17 protein-coding genes are annotated in these 18,804 nt (G+C 39.7%); 14 read left to right on the forward strand and 3 right to left on the reverse strand.

What is annotated here, in order from left to right; genetic code table 11:
• Window positions 1–126: 126 nt before the first annotated feature.
• Window positions 127–969, forward strand: coding sequence for an archaetidylserine decarboxylase (gene asd, locus KX723_RS01100; protein ID WP_218814289.1), 843 nt, complete (start codon window positions 127–129; stop codon window positions 967–969).
• A gap of 70 nt (window positions 970–1,039) precedes the next feature.
• Window positions 1,040–2,986 (forward strand): tetratricopeptide repeat protein, encoded by a 1,947-nt coding sequence (locus KX723_RS01105; RefSeq protein ID WP_218814290.1) that lies wholly within the window; start codon window positions 1,040–1,042, stop codon window positions 2,984–2,986.
• On the opposite strand, the gene KX723_RS01110 is transcribed toward KX723_RS01105, so the two are convergent.
• Window positions 2,971–4,110 (reverse strand): tetratricopeptide repeat protein, encoded by a 1,140-nt coding sequence (locus tag KX723_RS01110; protein ID WP_218814291.1) that lies wholly within the window; start codon window positions 4,108–4,110, stop codon window positions 2,971–2,973. The genes KX723_RS01105 and KX723_RS01110 overlap by 16 nt on opposite strands.
• Here KX723_RS01110 and KX723_RS01115 point away from each other — a divergent pair.
• Complete coding sequence (locus KX723_RS01115; protein ID WP_218813323.1) at window positions 4,083–4,253, forward strand: hypothetical protein; 171 nt, start codon at window positions 4,083–4,085, stop codon at window positions 4,251–4,253. The two genes, KX723_RS01110 and KX723_RS01115, sit on opposite strands and share 28 nt — an antisense overlap.
• 11 nt (window positions 4,254–4,264) lie before the next feature.
• Here KX723_RS01115 and KX723_RS01120 read toward each other — a convergent pair whose 3' ends face one another.
• Complete coding sequence (locus KX723_RS01120; RefSeq protein WP_218814292.1) at window positions 4,265–5,071, reverse strand: SEL1-like repeat protein; 807 nt, start codon at window positions 5,069–5,071, stop codon at window positions 4,265–4,267.
• Between the two features lie 221 nt (window positions 5,072–5,292).
• Between KX723_RS01120 and KX723_RS01125 the strand changes: the two genes are divergently transcribed.
• The 9 genes from KX723_RS01125 to KX723_RS01165 all read left to right on the forward strand — a co-directional run bounded on the left by KX723_RS01125 (window position 5,293) and on the right by KX723_RS01165 (window position 14,913).
• Window positions 5,293–5,787 carry an acyl-CoA thioesterase gene (locus KX723_RS01125; RefSeq protein WP_218814293.1) on the forward strand — a complete coding sequence of 165 codons (495 nt, stop codon included), beginning with the start codon at window positions 5,293–5,295 and terminating at the stop codon, window positions 5,785–5,787.
• 62 nt (window positions 5,788–5,849) lie between these two features.
• Window positions 5,850–6,626, forward strand: coding sequence for a hydroxyacylglutathione hydrolase (gene gloB, locus KX723_RS01130; RefSeq protein ID WP_218814294.1), 777 nt, complete (start codon window positions 5,850–5,852; stop codon window positions 6,624–6,626).
• 292 nt (window positions 6,627–6,918) lie between these two features.
• Window positions 6,919–8,010 carry a putative adhesin gene (locus KX723_RS01135; protein WP_218814295.1) on the forward strand — a complete coding sequence of 364 codons (1,092 nt, stop codon included), beginning with the start codon at window positions 6,919–6,921 and terminating at the stop codon, window positions 8,008–8,010.
• 225 nt (window positions 8,011–8,235) lie between these two features.
• Window positions 8,236–9,312 (forward strand): putative adhesin, encoded by a 1,077-nt coding sequence (locus KX723_RS01140; RefSeq protein ID WP_218814296.1) that lies wholly within the window; start codon window positions 8,236–8,238, stop codon window positions 9,310–9,312.
• A 237-nt stretch (window positions 9,313–9,549) separates the two neighbouring features.
• A complete protein-coding gene (locus KX723_RS01145; RefSeq protein WP_218814297.1) occupies window positions 9,550–10,629 on the forward strand; it encodes a putative adhesin in 1,080 nt (359 codons plus the stop codon).
• A 98-nt stretch (window positions 10,630–10,727) separates the two neighbouring features.
• Window positions 10,728–11,138 (forward strand): dihydroneopterin aldolase, encoded by a 411-nt coding sequence (locus tag KX723_RS01150; protein WP_218814298.1) that lies wholly within the window; start codon window positions 10,728–10,730, stop codon window positions 11,136–11,138.
• Between the two features lie 96 nt (window positions 11,139–11,234).
• Window positions 11,235–13,823 (forward strand): DNA mismatch repair protein MutS, encoded by a 2,589-nt coding sequence (mutS, locus tag KX723_RS01155; RefSeq protein ID WP_218814299.1) that lies wholly within the window; start codon window positions 11,235–11,237, stop codon window positions 13,821–13,823.
• The gene (gene pssA / locus KX723_RS01160) at window positions 13,820–14,683 is read left to right on the forward strand and encodes a CDP-diacylglycerol--serine O-phosphatidyltransferase (RefSeq protein WP_218814300.1); all 864 of its coding nucleotides are present in this window, start codon (window positions 13,820–13,822) and stop codon (window positions 14,681–14,683) included. Before mutS ends, pssA begins: the two co-directional genes overlap by 4 nt.
• Window positions 14,684–14,742: 59 nt before the next feature.
• On the forward strand, window positions 14,743–14,913 hold the full coding sequence (locus KX723_RS01165; RefSeq protein WP_218813323.1) for a hypothetical protein: 171 nt from the start codon (window positions 14,743–14,745) through the stop codon (window positions 14,911–14,913).
• Between the two features lie 93 nt (window positions 14,914–15,006).
• On the opposite strand, the gene trpS is transcribed toward KX723_RS01165, so the two are convergent.
• Window positions 15,007–16,104 (reverse strand): tryptophan--tRNA ligase, encoded by a 1,098-nt coding sequence (trpS, locus tag KX723_RS01170; protein WP_218814301.1) that lies wholly within the window; start codon window positions 16,102–16,104, stop codon window positions 15,007–15,009.
• Between the two features lie 126 nt (window positions 16,105–16,230).
• Here trpS and KX723_RS01175 point away from each other — a divergent pair, with 126 nt between their 5' ends.
• The gene (locus tag KX723_RS01175) at window positions 16,231–17,154 is read left to right on the forward strand and encodes a hypothetical protein (protein ID WP_218814302.1); all 924 of its coding nucleotides are present in this window, start codon (window positions 16,231–16,233) and stop codon (window positions 17,152–17,154) included.
• Between the two features lie 78 nt (window positions 17,155–17,232).
• Window positions 17,233–18,804, forward strand: a complete 1,572-nt coding sequence (locus tag KX723_RS01180) for a phosphoenolpyruvate carboxykinase (RefSeq protein WP_218814303.1) — start codon at window positions 17,233–17,235, stop codon at window positions 18,802–18,804.

Here is an 18,804-nt window from a genome sequence, read left to right on the forward strand (position 1 = left end):
CCTTGCCGAAAGCCCCATTGCTGTGAGTCTCTCATTTAAATATCCATCAATAAGAAGTAAAATAAGCGCCTTAAGCAGGCCTAATTGATTAATTATAAAACTACCTATCTAAATAAGGGGTGTCTTTTGCGAACTTTATTCCAATCTTTTCTCCCACAGCACGGTTTGTCCCGATTTGCGGGCTGGGTCGCGCATTGTAAGCAGCCCTGGATAAAAAATAGATTAATTAAAAATTTTATTCGGGACTATCAAGTCGATATGAGTTTGGCTGTAAAAGAAAACCCTAATGATTATAGTCATTTCAATGAATTTTTCACCCGCGCTTTAAAGCCCGAAAAGCGCCCTATCGACGCTCAATCTGAGAGTATTGTTTCCCCGGTTGATGGTTGTGTTAGTCAGTTTGGCGACATACGGGAAGGGCAGCTTCTTCAGGCCAAAAACATTAATTACAGTTTACAAGCCTTGTTAGGCGACTCTATGCCGTTGGCTTCCTGTTTCCAACAGGGGAAATTTGCTGCGTTCTACCTTTCGCCTAAAGACTACCATCGTGTGCATAGCCCTTTTGCTGGTAAGCTACAAGAAATGATTTATGTACCTGGGCGGTTATTTTCCGTTAATACAGAAACAACAGAACAGCTATCTCAATTATTTGTTAGAAATGAGCGGGTCATTTGTTTATTTGCAACGGCCGCTGGCCCTATGGTGGTTATTTTAGTCGGCGCTATGTTAGTGGCTAGCATCAGTACGGTGTGGGAAGGCGTGATTGCGCCGGCAAGCACACGGCAAATTCGTCATTGGCATTATGCTGAGAACACAATTTCTCTTGCTAAAGGTGAAGAATTAGGTCAATTCCAATTAGGCTCAACGGTTATTGTTTTATTTGCTGCAAATCGTATGCAATGGTCGGATCATCTTGCGCTACAGAGTAAAGTACAGTTTGGTGAAGGTATAGGGCGTGTAATATCTTGAGCTTAAGGGTTTTCAATTGGGGTTTATACGTCAATTTTTGAATTAAAAAGTGTTGTTAAAAGGATTTAACATGCCAAATATTCAGGCCGATGGACGAAAAGAAGAAGGAAATGCATTTTTTAAACAAAGTAAGTTTAGAGAGGCATTAATTTGTTATGAAAAAGCCATACAAATTGATAGAGAAATTGCACCATTTTGGTTTAATAAAGGACTGGTCTTAATCCAATTAGAAAGATTAGATGAAGCTTTAGCGTCCATTGATGAGGCATTAAAAATAGATGGTCGTTATTTAAAAGCATGGCTTCAAAAAGCATCTATTCTGCATAATAAAAAAAAATATTATGAGGCAGCGCAATGTTATCAGCAAGTTTTAACATTAGATGCTGATCAAGAAGAAGCACTGAAAAATTATCGGACTTGTATAGACCGTGAAAAAGCAGCTATTTTTTATTATGTGGTTGATTTAAAGGTTAACGAACAAGAACAAATAAAAATATTAGAGTTTGGTCGTGGTTTTCAATCAGGAACATCCGGTTACGATGAGTTATTTGGTGATAGAAAAAATTTCCCCGGTATTTTTTTGAGACGTCAATTGGAGCAAACATTAGAAAAAATAATTAACCCAGTCTATTTTAATAGCTTTCCTGGCGCTCCCTGGAGTCAGGATGATAGTGAATACGCCAGTTTTTTAAATTCTTTAGAAAAAAGTAAACACAATGACAGTCGTAAGTTAGATTTTTATTCGGGTATTTATTCGGGGGTAAGTGTAAAAGCCTCGCCTGAGCATGTTTTAACATTAGATGACGATCCGGTTTTACAAACGATTCTTGACGATAAAATTTTAATGCATTTATCTTTACCACCTCAAGCTAAAGCGTATCGTCCACAAGCGCTTAGTTTCCCACGGCAATATACACCAACGCTAGCACAGCAAATTTGTCAAACTATTAATAGTGATTACATCGTATTAAAAATAGCAGATTCACAAGAAGGAAAAGGTGTTATTACGGTTCGGCGTGAGAAGCTAGATGAAACATTGCGTTTTTTATTGGCGAATGATCAAAGTGAGCTGATTCGACTTGTATTACCTACCGTTGCTAATGATAGATTTTTTAAGCTAAAAAAAAGAGATCCTTTGGCAGCTAGAGATTTTTTTTCAGAAAAAATAGAGAATAAATTAAAAGAGCCCTATGGGATATCTATGTTGTGCTACCAAACATGGTTAAATTCGAATAATCCTTTGTTTTTAGTAGAATCGTATGAAACTTCTAAGCCCATAAAGAAGAGCGATGCTTATTATGATGCAACCATGCGGGTATTATTTCTGATCATTAAAAAGGAAGGCCGTTATTCATTTCAACCTATAGGCGCTTATTGGAAGCTGCCTGAATTACCGATGATGAAAAAAGATAAAAAATTATCCTGTAAGGATCATCGCTTAAGTCAAATTTCAGCAACGGGTAAGCAAGTCGGTCTAAGTTTGGAGGTTGATCCTACCATCTTACGTAAAGTCTATGCACATCTTAATTTAATTTTACCGATTATTTTTAAGGCCGCTCAAGAGACCAATTATATTGAGTTGATTACTACCCATTTACTTTCTGCAGCCAATAATAAAGAAGAATGTGATTTTTTTTATCAGATGAAATTGGCTAATAACGTAGGATCTCTAGGTCGTTATGAAACAGCTATTTCTATTTTAGAAGCGATACAAAAAAAACAACCTAATCATTATCGTAGTTATCACGAATTAGCGATTATTTATCACTCACAAGAAAATTATAAAAAAGCTATTGAGCTCTATACAAAGTCTCTAAAGTTAGATCCAACATTTGCCGCCGCTTATCGTAGACGCGCGCAAAGTTGGTTGGTTTTAAATGATACTAACAAAGCACAGCGAGATATTGAGAAGGCTTTAAAGTTAGCGCCTCATGATAGTCAAGCGCTGACCGTTGTTGCTCAAATAAAAATTGCATCAGATGAGCAAGCTTCATCGTCCTATCATTTTAAACGGTAAGAAGATTTATTTGCTTCGGCTGCTATTTTTTGTTCATTATTTTCAGCATTCTCAATGAAAGCTTGTTTTTCAGTGTCTGTATATTCTGATTGAATAGCTAATTTTCTATAGCATTTAGCACGCCAGCTATAAAGTGAGCTTTGTTCTGGGAGCATATTGATGGCTTTAGAATAGAAATTAATAGCTTGATTGAAATCTTTTAATGCGAAGTAGCTATGTGCTATGTTGCATATTAATTCAGGCTGTTTATTCGGCAAATTTAATTTGAGCGCCTTTTGGAAGAAGCTAATCGCCTGTGCATAGTTACGATTTATGTACAGTGCTTTTGCTTGGTTTGTATAAGAAGAAGCGCGAGTTTTTGCTGTTTTTTCTTCTTCTGGTTTAATTTTATCAGCCGAAGTAGGTGCCTCTAAAGCGATATCCTGCTCATACAGAGATAGTCCTTGTAGTTTTTGGTAGAGATCAATAGATTCAGAATGGTTTAGTTCTTTAGCTAACTTCAGGTAATTCATGGCTTTTTCAATATCTTGTTTGACGTAGGCGCTGCCTTTTAATAAACAAAGTGCCAGTTCAAATTGTGCGGTGGTATACCCTGCTTCAGCAGATAATTCTAGGTAGCCAAAGGCTTTTATTTCATTGTCTGCGGATGATTCTTCACGGCAAAGTTGGCTCATTGAATAGTAAGCATGTTTATTTTTTTGTGCTAATCCCTTCTGTATCCAGAACAGTGCTTTTTCACTGTTTTTTTCTATGCCGATTCCATATAAATAAGCATTACCCGCTTGGGCTTGTCCATCGGCATCGCCTCTTTCAGCCGCGCGTAAAAACCATTCAAATGCTATAGCGTCAGTTGCGGGAAAGCCACAACGACCATCGAGGAGATACGTGCCCACCATATATAATGCAAAGGTATTGTTTGAGAAAGCAGCGCGCAAATACAAATCAAAGGCTTTACTGTTGCTTTGTTCCACCTCATTACCGGTCGCATAGAGTCTGGCTAGTATAACTTCTGCTTCAGCCATACCTTGTTCTGCGGCTTGATTAAGATAATGCAATCCTAATTTAATGTCTTGCGGTGTAAACGCACCATCTAACGATGAGACAGGAAAGCATTGTGAAAGCAATGCGAAGTCGAAGAGCCCGCGATAGGCGTGCGTTGACGGGCGAAGCAGGAAACGCATCACGCCGTAAAGTCATTTGTGGGAGGCACGGGCATGAACTCCGAAGGAGTGAGTGCGTGCCGGACGCAGGACGTATCGCGGCCTAATTTCAGTCGCGTCATGCGAACGAATTTCGGGGACACGATGGCCGAAATTCTTCGGGAGCATAGCGACTCACTTGATAACTTTTCCCTAAATTAAATTGTGCTTGCGCGATACCTTGCTGCGCTGATTTTTCTAGCCAAACAACACCCTCTGTATCTGATTGTTTAGTGCCTTGCCCTAGTAAATAACACTGTGCTAGGGAATGTTGTGCATAGGCATGGCCCGTTAGCGCTGCTTTTCTAAAGAAAGCAAACGCTTTTTTATGATTTTGAGGAATGACTAGTCCTTCAAGATAAGCCGTGCCTAATTGTATAGCGGCGTCAATTGAGCCTAGTTTTTCCGCTTGTTCTAGTAAGTTGAGACCCTGTTGAGGGTTATGAAATTTTTCAAATCCTCCATATAAATAGGTAGCCCCTAAAACAAACAGGGCTCCTTGATCATTTTGATCTGCTTGTTTTTGAAAGTATTGGATAAATTGCGTTTCTTCATTTTCGTTTAAACTAAGGTCTTGAAATACATCTTTTACGTCCTTAAGCGCTAAACGTCCCCGTAAAATGATTTTATAAGCACCTATTTCTTTATTAACCTGTATGATATCTGGATTGTAAGGTTGTAATAATTTGGGCAGTAGCCTTTTTAAAACGCCGCGACTGCCATCAGGGTTCACATGGTTACCTCGTCCGGTAATGATGTAAATTTCAGTAATATTATCAGTTTCTATTTTTGCAAAGTGTTTTTGAAGCAACTGTTTGGTTTTTTGAACCGAACAGCCGTGCAGATCTACCATCAGATGGTTGGAGCCAGATTTTGGTTGGAACATGATTATCCTTAAAAAAGAAAATTTCCTACATAAATTAAAAAGTATTTTAGATCAATTGAATATAAACGAAATAGATATGTCTTGTTAAGGATCAAACTAATCAGGTAATCTCTCATCAGAGATATAGATTATCGTAGGGCACGTAATAAAAAGTGCTGTCAATGTATCTTATGGTTATAATAGCCAAAATCGCTTTAACAAAATCAGAATAGGGGCTCCCCATGATAACGCAACCCGCCAAACCCGTCGCCGCATCGGCTATTCACGATCATACCTATAAAATATTTCCCAACGATCTCAATTCAACGGAGACGGTTTTTGGGGGGTTAATCATGGCGACACTTGATAGAGTCGCTTCTGTCGTGGCCGAACGTCATAGTGGAAAATCATGTGTGACGGCCTCCGTTGATGCGATGCATTTTTTAAAGCCGGCTAGACGAGGCGATATTTTAATTTTCCAAGCATCTATTAATCGCAGCTGGCAGACTTCGATGGAAGTCGGTGTTCGGGTTCTGGCTGAAGATTACCGTACGGGTGATCGACGCCATATGGTTTCAGCTTATTTTACTTTTGTTGCCACTGATGAGCATGGAGCTAAAACACCTGTTCCACACGTCATCGCAGAAACAGAAGATGAAAAGCGGCGTTACCAAGAAGCAGGCGATAGACGTGACCGTCGGCGACAAGAAGCAGAAACACGACGTTCAAGAAAATAATTATAAAGTGGGTTTGGCAGAGATATAGTGGTGCCAGATAAATAAAAAAAATTGGAGACAATATGGCTATTCAAGTACAACCTATTTTGGCATTTAAAGATAACTACATTTGGTGTCTGATTAACGATGAGACTAACCATTGTATTATCGTTGACTCGGGCGAGGCAAAACCTGTTTTAACGTTCCTTAAACGTTTAAATCTTTCGTTAGACGCAATATTTATTACGCATCATCATTGGGATCATACCAATGGAATAAAAGCGATTTTAAAAGATCATTCGGTGCCCGTATTTGGGCCAGCGCAAGAAAAAATAGCGGGTGTTTCCAAGCCGGTAGATGAAGGAGATAGCATTGAATTAAATAACTGGCCAATTATTTTTAAAGTATTAGCCATCCCTGGTCATACGCTGGGCCATATTGCTTATTATGGAGATAATTTACTTTTTTGCGGAGATACGCTGTTTTCTGCGGGATGTGGTCGACTGTTTGAAGGAACTGCTGAACAGATGTTAGATTCTTTAAATAAACTTTCGCAGTTACCGGACGAAACTCGAATTTATTGTGGTCATGAATATACGCTGAATAATCTGAATTTTGCGCAAATGCTTGAGCCAGGCAACCCAAATGTTAAGGAATATTTAGAGCGGGTTCGCGAGTTACGCCAGAAAAACATACCTAGCCTTCCCTGTCTATTATCTACGGAACGGCTCGTTAATCCTTTTTTGCGTTGTGATAAGCCTGAAATTCTATCGCGTGTTGAAAGACATCGCGGGAAAAAATTTGATTTGCCTGCTGAAGCTTTTGCTTATCTTCGTCAATGGAAAAATAATTATAAGTAGGTTTGGTTTCGTGGACTTGAGCTTGCCTATCGTGTATAGCGATTCAAGCTCGGGCTCTGGGCATTGTTTAGCTTGATAAATTAGTAAGCTTTTTTCTTCGTTTTACCTTCTATAAGTGAAAATTTGGCCTTTTTTCTCTTTGTTCTTTCTTTGCTTGTTTCTTCTTCGGTGTAGGGCGATTAATCTAAATAAACGATTTTATTTGTTAATAATCATTTAATTTTACGTTAAGGTTAGTTTAATTTTCTTGTTATAAGCTCCGGTTTTATTTATCTAAAACGCTTATAACAAAATGCCTAATAATAACAATAATACTAATTTTACTGGTGCCTCTGGTCGTTCGACTTTTTTCTCGGGTAGTGATTGGATTTCAGGAACCGAAGATCTTGGAGCTTTACCTCAAGATCTAGCTAGTTTTGGTGATGAACCTGATGGAAATAGATTTAAAAAACAGTATCCAAAAATAGAAATAGATAAGAATACCGGAGAAACCGGTCGCGTTATTTCAGAAGTTTATGGCCATAATGAAGACCAACCTATTAAGCTTGATGTGGTAGCGATAAATGTAGGAAAAGAAAAAAATGGTAAAAAAAAGGACGCTTATCTTTTAAAAACCCGTTCTGGCGATCCGCTGGAGCAAGTGTTCGTGGATGCGCATGGTTTCTTTGGTTCCATCTATTGCGGTGATATTATTTTGAAGCCAGATATGCCGGTTATTGCCTTTCTAGGACCACATAATAAATTCTTACTAGCTGAAAAAAGTGCAGTTAATTCTTATGCGGAGGTTTCTTCCGAAGGCATTACTATTACCTCAGAGCAGGCAAGAGATGATTTTAATGCTTTTGGATATAAAGTAATAACGGGTACATCGACTATAGGCGCTATTCGTAACTACATTTTAATGAAATTTGTAGAGGAGCCAACAGAGAGGGCAGTACACTATTTTGAAGATCTCGCTGCGTTTATGGATGAAAATAAAAAACTCGATATAGCGCTTTCTAAGATGAATGATCCTGATGCAGTAAAAAGATTTTTAAAGTTCTCAGATCTGGAAGGCAAAACCCTCCCTATTTCGGATAGAATACAGATTCGGAAGAGTGCTCCCTTTTCCAGTGCGCTTGCTACCCTTGGAATTGCACAAGAGCATGGTTATAAAAAAATTATTTTTGCTTTTTGTCGTGTCAAGGCTAACCTACGCACTTTAATAAGGTTTAGCCTTCCCTCTTTAATAAATGAAAAAAACTATGATCCGGCCGATACAAAATTATTAGAACAGCCCCTATTTTATTCTTGGGATAATATTAAAAAGCTTGAAATGGAAAAGGGGCGTGTATCAGAAAATCAAGAGGCGCCATCCTGTAGTACCCCAAGAATGTCGCGTTAAAAAAGCGAATAATCAAACAGGCTAGTGGCTTGACTCAATCTAAGGGCGGTAGCTAAGCAACACATAGCTATCGCCCTTTTTCTTTGCTTATCTCTCCTTCTATACAAGGCGCATAATCTATAAATCGGATATCATTTGTTAATAATCATTTAAGTTTGTGTTAATGGTGCTTTAATTTTCTTGTTGTAAGCTCCCGTTTTAGTTATCTAAAACACTTATAACAAAATGCCTTACATTAACAATAATACTAATTTTACTCCTGTCGCAGGCCGTTCGGCTTTTTTCTCAGTTAACGATAGGGTTCCAGAAGCTGAAGATTTTGAAGTTTCACATCAAGCGCTAGCTAGCTCCGGTGATGAAGTTGATAAAGGAAACTTTAAAGGACTTTATCCAGAAGTGGAAAGAAGTGAAGCCACGGGGGAAACATATCGTCCTATTTTAAGAGATTATGCGTTAGAAAATAATCGAACTATAAAGCTTGATCTTATAGCGGTACATGTAGGGAAAGAAAAAAATGGGGAACAACAGGGAGCCTTTTTATTGAGAGGTCCAATAAACGTGGCTGGACAAAAGCCGGTTGAACAGGTAGTTGTGAGCTCACATGGCAGTATTAGCAGCAGGAGGGGTGGTGATGACATTGAGCTGGATGAAAAGATGCCTATTATTTCCTTCCTTGGACCACATGAAAAAGTATTGAAAGCAGGGATACAGAGTGTTGTTCCTTACGCAGAGGTCTCTTATAAAGGTATTACTTTAACCTCTCACCAGGCAAAGAATGATTTTGAGACTTTGGGTTACCAAGTGATAACGGGCACATCGAAATTCGGAGCTATTCATAGTTACGATTTACAGAAATTTGATGACGAGCCACTATTACATGACTCAAAGCACATTCTAGAAAATATATCTGCGTTTATGCAGATACAAAGAGAGTGCGCAGCAATTTTTAGCGAGCTGGGAATGGCGTATGAGTCTGATGCTTCAAAATTAAAGCCAGAGGGTAAGTTCCTTCCACTTTTTGATACGATTGTGATTCGAGGCAGAGGGCCTAAGCTCAGTGCGCGTGACGCTATTAAAATTGCGCAAGAGCATGGGTATAAAAAAGTCATATGTAATTTTTGTCGTTGTAAAAATGGTACTTTTTCGTTTCCAAAAACACATGAGGCGGACTCAACAAAATTATTAGAAAATCCTATATTTTATTCTTGGGATGAGATTAAGAAGCTTGAACAAAACAAGGTAGATGCATTAAAACTCCAAGCGGAGCTATCTCCTCGGCCAAGCATCTTTCGGTGGAGATAAGCCTCGTATTTAAAAATGTGAATAATCAAATAGGTTGATGATTGGGCTTAATCCGCGGGCGGTAGCTAAGCAAGGCTTAGCTACCGCCCTTTTTCTTTGTGTATCTCATTTTCTGTGCAAGGCATTTAATCTAAAAAACAAATATTTATCGTTAATAATCATTTAATTTTATGTTAATGGCTCTTAATATTCTTGTTATAAGCTCCCGTCTTAGTTATCGAAGAATCTTATAACAAAATGTCGAATAATAAAAATAATAATACTAATTTTACCCCGGTCGCTGGTTGTTCAGCTTTTTTCTCAGCTAACTATAGACCTCCAGAAGCTGAAGGTTATGAAGCTTCACGTCAAGATCGCATTGGCTTAGGCGATGTAGTTGATGGTGGTGTATTTAAAGAACTTTATCCCAAGTTAGAAAGAGATGAAACCACAGGAGAAAGAGCTCGAGTTATTTCCGAAGTTAGTGCTCTTCCAGATATGCAGGAGAGAGAAGGTCGCTTCAACCTTGATGTAATAGCGGTAGAAGAGGGGGTGCGCGACGTAAATGGCGAAAAACAAGGCGCGTATGTTTTTACAACACAAAGGAAGAGGGTTGGAGAAGAGAATATTGGACGGATTGTTGTGGATGCACATGGTGCTTTTAAAGTATCCGTTCGTGATGAAATTATTTTACAGCCAGAAATGCCTACCGTTACTTTTTTAGGACCACATGGGAAAATCTTATTAGCACATCTAAATCATATACATAAGCCTTATGCAGCGGTTTCTGCTAAAGGTATTACTTTAATGTCTAAGCAGGCAATGAATGATTTTAATGCTTTTGGCTATGAAAGGATAACAGGGACGCCGACGATAGGCGCTATTCGTAATTACGAGTTAGGTAAAAATAAAGAAGAAGAAGAAAAAACACTAAACCCTCAACAAGGGAAGCATTATTTTGAATCTGTTGTTGCTTTCATGCATCTTGGTAGAAAAGTGGAAAAAGTTCAAAAAGAGGGTGGAGCCCCTCGCCATAAGATACAACAAGCTTTTGACATGATAGAACTTCGAAAGAAAGGACCTCGTCTTAGTGCGCGTGATATGGTTAAGATTGCTCAGGAACGCGGTTATGCCCAAATTATATTTTCTTTTTGTCGCTCGCCTTTACAAAAAGGATTTAAAAGGCTTCCTAGCAACACATATAGGGCTGATTCTACAGAACAGTTAAAGGCGCCCGTGTTTTATTCTTGGGATGAGGTTAAGAAACTGGAGATAGACAAGGGTCGTGTATTAGAGCATGAAGCTGAGTTAGCAGCTGCTCCAAGAATGAGGCCTTAAAAGCGAATAAGCAAATAAATTGACGGTTGGCTCAATTCAAGGGCGGCACCTAAGCAAAATTTTAGATGCCGCCCTTTTTATTTATATAGGCGAGAGAAGTGCATGCCTGGTCAAAAGTAGCTTGCTTTGTTATTCTAATGTGCATGCATTGTCAATTATTAGTAGAAGATATTAGCTTAGATGTTAAATTAGGCCACTCAGAAGAGGAGCGTTCTTCTCTGCAACGGGTTTTAGTACAAGTAACGTTTGGATTTGAAGCGATTCCTTTGGTTTGTACCACTGATAATTTGCATGATACGCTTTGTTACGCCACGCTCATTGATGAGCTGCAAACATTTTGTGACGATCGATCGTTTAAACTAATTGAAGCGTTGGGCTATCAGTTGTATCAATTTCTTAAACAAAAAATAATGGCAACACGCTCCGAAAAAATCACGGTTTTTTTACGTGTTATTAAAAATCCTCCTCTTTCCACGCTTGAACAAGCGAGTTTTTCAATTAGCGATTAAATTTTTTATTAAAATTTATGTCAGCGCAAAGCGGTGCCCTAGGAAAATTTTACAGGCTATAATTAACTTTCCAGATTGGGTACACTATTTAATACTATGAAAAATACAATAGACTTATCGCAACATACGCCCATGATACGCCAGTATCTCAGCATAAAAGCAAACTATGCTGATAAGTTATTATTTTATCGCATGGGGGATTTTTATGAATTATTTTATGACGATGCGATCAAAGCCGCCGAGTTATTAAATATTACTTTAACAAAGCGAGGCCAATCCAGTGGTCAGGCTATTCCCATGGCAGGTGTGCCTTTTCATAGCGTGGAAGGCTATTTAGCAAAGCTGGTTAAGCAAGGTGAATCGGTTGCTATTTGCGAACAGGTTTCGGATCCGATTTCCGGGAAAGGTCCCATGGAAAGACGGGTGACACGTATTATTACCCCCGGCACGCTCAGTGACGAAGCCTTATTAGAGGCACGACAAACCAATTTTTTATTAGCTATATCACATAAAGGCGATCAATTTGGTTTAGCGTATTTGGATATGAGTAGCGGCCAATTTTATATTTTACAAGTTAATAGTCAAGAAGCTTTGGTGAGTGAATTAGCGCGTCTAAACCCCATTGAGTTACTTATTGATGAAGCATTTCGATTAGACACCTTACTAAGCGCCTATAAGACAATACGTCGTAGGCCAAGTTGGGAGTTTGACTTAACAGCAGCAACACATTGTCTCACCCAACAATTTCAAACCCGTGATTTAAGTGGTTTTGATTGCCAGGATTTACCTTTAGCCATTCAGGCTGCAGGGTGCTTACTCAGTTATGCAAAAGCGACGCAGCAAACTAATTTACTTCACCTTCAACCGCTTCGTGTCTATAGGCGCGAAGAAAGTGTTATCTTAGATGCAACGACGCGACATAATTTAGAACTAACCACCAACTTACAAGGTGGAAAAAGTAATACACTGATGTCGGTTATTGATAAGACAGCTACGCCTATGGGAAGCCGTTTATTACATCGTTGGGTACATAGTCCTTTACGTAACTTTGCATTTATTCAAGCACGTCAAACGGCTATTCAATGTTTATTAAGCACACAAGCTTACGCGGGTTTGCACGGTGTATTACAAGGCATCGGTGATCTAGAACGGATTATTGCTCGGATTGGTTTAAAATCAGCAAGGCCACGCGATTTAGAGCAATTACGTTCATCTTTAGCTAGTTTGCCTGATATTCACAATAAACTGGCTTGTTTGCCTGCCGCTAAAAATACGCCAGACGATCTCCTCGTTAGTCTACGTAACGACATTAAAGCATTTCCGCAGTTATTTTCCTTGTTGCAACACGCGATTGTTGAAAATCCGCCTGTCGTGATTCGGGAAGGTGGTGTTATTGCAAAAGGTTACCACAGTGAGTTAGATGAATTACAAAAGCTCAGCGAGAACACAGGGCAATATCTGGTTGATTTAGAAAAGCGTGAGCGCGAACAGTCAGGTATTAACACGCTCAAGGTGGGGTTCAACCGTATCCATGGTTACTACATTGAGATAAGCCGAGTGCAAGCAAAACAAGCGCCAAGCCATTATACTCGCCGACAAACTTTAACCAATGCTGAGCGTTTTATTACGCCTGAATTAAAAGAGTTTGAAGATAAAGCACTGAGTGCGCGATCAAAAGCACTCAGTTTGGAAAAAAGACTTTATGAAGAGCTTTTGGATAAACTACTGGTTTATCTCGCTGATTTGCAAAAAACGACCAACGCATTGTCGCAATTAGATGTGCTCACTTGCCTAGCAGAGCGTGCTGTGACACTGAAGTTGGTTTGTCCACAGTTAAGCACTGATTCAGGCATTGATATCAATGGGGGGCGCCATCTTGTTATCGAGCAAGCGATTGATGTACCCTTCGTGGCGAATGATAGTGAGTTAACATCGCAGAAACGTTTATTAATTATTACTGGCCCTAATATGGGTGGTAAGTCGACTTACATGCGGCAAACGGCGTTGATTTGTTTGCTAGCAATGACCGGGAGCTTTGTTCCTGCCGATCGTGTTTTGATAGGCCCGATTGATCGTATTTTTACGCGAATCGGCGCGGCAGATGATTTGGCCGGGGGGCGTTCCACTTTTATGGTAGAAATGACAGAGACTGCTTCTATTTTGCATAATGCAACAGAGCAGAGCTTAGTGATTATGGATGAAATTGGTCGGGGTACGAGTACGTTTGATGGTTTAGCTTTAGCGTTTGCTTGTGCGGAGTATTTGGCAAAAGAAATTAAATCCTATACTTTGTTTGCGACACATTATTTTGAGCTGACAGAACTTGCTGAAAAAATAGCCGGAATAGCTAATTGCCATTTAACGGCTATGGAATACCAAGATAAAATAGTGTTTTTATATACGGTTAATGAAGGCCCTGCGAATAAAAGCTACGGACTACACGTGGCACAACTTGCGGGTGTTCCTAGCCCTGTTATCAAACGAGCAAAGGAAAAACTACTATCACTAGAAGAACAGACGAATTTAGCACAGAAAACATTGTTTTCTGTGCCTTCGGTTGCAGAAAAAACAATGCTTTCTCCTGTTTTGGCGTTGTTGGAGCATACTGAGCCCGATCACTTAGCGCCAAAAGAAGCGCTTGAAATACTTTATCGATTAAAATCCTTGCAAGGAATTGATGTATGAACAAAGAAATTTTTGATCCAAATGACGAAACTTTCGCATTTAATCAAAGCGATCAAGCCACACATAGGTTTGAAACAAATAAAAATACGGATAATGAAAATGGGGAAGGAGGTAGGCAAGCAATTTATCGTCGCCGAGGTATTTATTTACTACCTAATTTATTTACGATTGCGGGCTTGTTTGCTGGTTTTTATGCCATAGTAAGCGCTATGGAAGGTTATTTTAGTAATGCAGCGATTTCCATTTTTATTGCGATGATTATGGATTTTTTTGATGGACGGGTTGCGCGTTTAACGAATACACAAAGTGCATTCGGTGCAGAGCTAGACAGCTTGTCCGATATGGTTTCTTTCGGTGTTGCGCCGGCATTGGTTGTTTATAGCTGGTCTTTAGAAAGTTTAGGTAAATTAGGCTGGCTGGCAGCCTTTATATTTGCGGCGGCGGGTGCATTACGTTTGGCACGTTTCAATACACAAGCACTGGTAATGGATAAGCGTTACTTTCAAGGTCTTCCTATCCCTGCAGCGGCGGGTATTTTAGCGAGCATGGTATGGTTAAGTGTTGATTCTGGCATTCCAGGCGAAGTCGTCGATATGACGGCGGCGGTGTTAGCAGTTCTAGCGGCTATTTTGATGGTAAGTAATATACGTTACTATTCTTTTAAAGAAATCGATTTGAAGGGCCGCGTTCCTTTTGTAGCTATTTTATTAGTAGTGCTTGTCTTTGTGGGTATTTCACTGGATCCGCCTAAGATACTCTTCTTGATCTTTTTTTGTTATGGGATATCTGGGCCTATTCTAACGTTGTGGGCATTACATAAAAAACGTTCGCAGCGTAAAAAACACAACACCATTAAATAAAGACAGTCCGATTTATTTCGGATATTTTTGCCACCCCGGCAAAAGTCGGGGTTCAGGCGATGAGACAGGAAAGCATTGTGAAAGCAATGCGAAGTCGAAGAGCCCGCGATAGGCGTGCGTTGACGGGCGAAGCAGGAAACGCATCACGCCGTAAAGTCATTTGTGGGAGGCACGGGCATGAACTCCGAAGGAGTGAGTGCGTGCCGGACGCAGGACGTATCGCGGCCTAATTTCAGTCGCGTCATGCGAACGAATTTCGGGGACACGATGGCCGAAATTCTTCGGGAGCATAGCGACTCACTTGATTTGAAGATACGTTCTAACTAAGGCAGTGAGCTTAATTTAAGCTGGCGTTTGAAATAATCTTGTTTCATGGCAGCTTTGGCTTTTATTAAGGTATCTTCTGCCAGTTCATTTGCTCGTTCAGTGCCTTGTTGTAATATTTTTAATATTTCGCCCGGATCTTTTTCATATACGCGACGTCGTTCGCGCATGGGTTCAGTTAATGCAACCAATATTTCGATTAATTTTTCTTTACAAACTTTATCGCCAATTTGTCCTTTGCGGTATTGTGACTCGGTTTCCTCAACCCATTTTTTGTCTGGGTTAAACGCTTCATGAAAGATCCATAAAGGGTTATTTTCAGTGGAGCCCGGATCGGTGGCACGCTGTCGTTTCGGATCGGTATACATACCCCTTACTTTTTTAGCAATGCTATCTGCATCATCGCTCAGATAGATGGCATTGTTGAGTGACTTACTCATTTTTGGCAGTACACCATCGCTATTAGGACCACCGGTGCCTACCAAACGTTTTACACGGCTGAGTTTGGGTTGAATGATAGGAAAAAGACCGCCTTTTGCAACATAATCTTTGTCTTCAGTTTGTGGGTCTACACCGCAATAAAGTTGATTAAACCGACGAGCACATTCACGTGCCATTTCCAAATGCGCGACTTGGTCTTCGCCTACAGGAACAAGTTCTGGGCGAAAAGCGAGAACATCCGCTATTTGTCCGACAGGATATAGTAAGAAGCCGAAAGGATAATTATCACCTAATTTTTTATTGCGTATTTCATCTTTAATAGTAGGGTTGCGCATGACACGCGGAAAGGACAGTAACATGCTGAAAAAACAGGTGAGCTCTGCAGTAGCAGGTACTTCGGATTGAATGAAAATACTGCTTTGTTTAGGGTCAAAACCGACAGAGAGATAATCCAAGGCAATGTCTAATGTATTCTTGCGGATTTCTGCCGGGTGTTCGGCGCGGGTGGTAAATGCATGTACATTAGCGATGATGAAATAACATTCATAGCTTTCTTGTAAAGCAAGACGTGTTTCCAGAGAACCTACCCAATGCCCAAGGTGAAGTTTGCCAGTGGGCGTGTCGCCAGAAAGTAAACGGGGTTTTGGATGGGACATGATTTTAAACGATTTAATTTATAAAAAAATTCAATCTATTCTCGCGACTTATACAGGAGAGTTCAAGTTTTTTAATGAAAAATTAATAAATTATCTGTATAATCATAATAAAAAAGGAATATTATTATGACAGCAAATAACAATAGATTAGCGGAAAAAATAAATCTAGTCGATCAGGCAACTGAGGTTTTTCAGGTTCTAGCTAATGAAGCAGCCTGTAAAAATGATGGGATACAATTTGAAAAAGATTTTTCTCGTACTTCAGAGATTGAGCTTCGTTTTAACAAGAAATTGCGACTACATTATAAAGCTTCTGACGCTAGTGAAAGTGAATCAGGGTTAGAAGCGGCAAATAAGCAAAGTGCATTTACCTCGTTATTAAAGGGGCAAAGACCTGAATTAGAGAGTGTGATAAAGCAAGAGTTACATCAAGATGGGGCTTTCTTTACTGGCAGGAATGTACTAGGGAATTTTTTATTCCCCAGAGTAGCTATCAGAGGAGCAGAACCTTTCCATCATTTTATTATTGATGTCATTAATAAAGATGAAGTTACCGTAAAAGAAATGGTTACTTATAAATCGCTACTTTTATATCCTATTGAAACGGCTAATCCGGGTTTTTTGACTGAGGCTCGGAAAAAGAGCTTAGAAAACTATAGGAGTTCCCCTAAAGTAGAAGCTAAGCTGACAACAGAAGAACTAAATGGCGTGCCAAAGCTAGTGTTGCCTGAGGAAAAGCCATTTTTGTTGTCTATCCAATATAAACTTCATTACTGCGAAGAAACAAAGACTTATAAGTTAGCTGTACCCTCTGAAAAGGATATTACATTAACAGTACCAACAACTTTAGCAAAAGGATTGGTTTCAGGCGGAAAATGGACTATCGGAGATAAGATTTCCGAATTTATCTCTAAATTTACAGCGATAGTCAAGAAGCTCGTTATTGGCAAAGTAAGTGAGCACGCAGTGACAGAGCAATGTAGGCAGGATCAGTCTAAACCAAGTGAAGAATCTCAATCTTCTTCTTTTGCTCAAAGAATGAGAGCATAAATGTAATTCACTGCTCAGCCCTTTGCAGTTTTTATGTTAAAATGAACAAATTTTTTGTTTATTTGTGGAGTAAAGCCCATGTCTTCTTCGCTTGATACCAGCATCTTAGTTTCTGGTAAGTCCTATGTTGATTTAACGGTCGAACAATTAATTAATTTTGCTATTGAACGCAAAGAAGGCGTGATTGCAGCCAATGGGGCTTTATCGGTTACCACTGGTAAGCGAACGGGGCGCTCGCCTAAAGATAAATTTATTGTTCAAGAGCCGAATACTGAAAAAGATATTGATTGGGGGCCGGTTAACCAACCCATTGCTGAAGAACGCTTTCATGCGCTATGGCAGCGAGCGGAATCCTATGCAAAAGAAGTTGATTTATTTATTTCTAATCTACAGGTAGGCGCCGATCCCGACTACTACTTGCCGGTAAAAGTAATCACAGAATACGCCTGGCATAATTTATTTGCTAGGCAATTATTTATTCGCCCTGAAAATTTTCATGGGAAAGCTAATAAAGCAGAGTGGACTATTCTAAGTCTGCCTGGGCTTAAAACGGATCCACAGCGCGATGGTGTGCATAGCGACGCAACGTTAATGCTTCACCTTAGTGAACGTAAAGTGTTGCTATGTGGTCATCGATATGCGGGTGAAATTAAAAAGGCCATGTTTTCCGTTTTAAATTATTTGTTGCCTGCATCAGATGTTTTACCAATGCATTGTTCTGCAAATGTAGGAAAACAGGGTGATGTGGCTTTATTTTTTGGTTTATCAGGCACAGGAAAAACAACCTTATCGGCAGATCCTGAGCGTTATTTAATTGGTGATGATGAACACGGATGGAGTGAAAGCAGCATCTTTAATTTTGAAGGTGGTTGTTATGCTAAATGTATTGATTTATCGAAAGAGCGCGAACCTGTTATTTGGAATGCGATACGTCACGGCGCTGTGATGGAAAATGTTGTATTAGATCCTCAGACCTTAGAGCCGGATTATAAAGACGCTAGCTTGACACAAAATACGCGTGTTGCTTATCCGCTTGATTTTATTTCTCTACGTGTTCCGGAGAATCGTGTGGATCACTTACCCAACGCGGTCATTTTTTTAAGTTGCGATTTATATGGTGTATTACCACCAGTAGCGCGTTTGAGTCATGAACAAGCGGCCTATTATTTTTTAAGCGGGTATACAGCACTTGTTGGAAGCACGGAAGTTGGGCAGACGGAAGCGATTAAAACCACCTTTAGTACTTGTTTTGGTGCGCCGTTTTTCCCACGTCCTGCGAAGGTGTATGCGGAACTGCTCATAAAACGTTTAAAGAGCAGCCATGCAAACGTTTATCTTGTGAATACAGGTTGGACAGGTGGCCCTTATGGCCAAGGTCGGCGTTTTCCTATCCCGGTAACACGCGGCATTATTCAAGCTATTTTAAGCGATGAAATGAAAACGGCTGAATATACTATTTTGCCAGGTTTTAATTTTGCTATTCCTAAAAAGCTGAAAGACATTGATGCTTGCTTATTAGATCCAAGGCAAACCTGGGATGACACGGCGGTTTATGATTACAAAGCAAAAGAGTTAATCGCTAAATTTATTGATAACTTTAAGAAGTTTGAAGTAAGTAAAGAAATCCGCGACGCAGGCCCGGTTTTATAG

Source organism: Rickettsiella endosymbiont of Dermanyssus gallinae (genome assembly GCF_019285595.1).
Taxonomy (GTDB): Bacteria; Pseudomonadota; Gammaproteobacteria; order Diplorickettsiales; family Diplorickettsiaceae; genus Rickettsiella_B.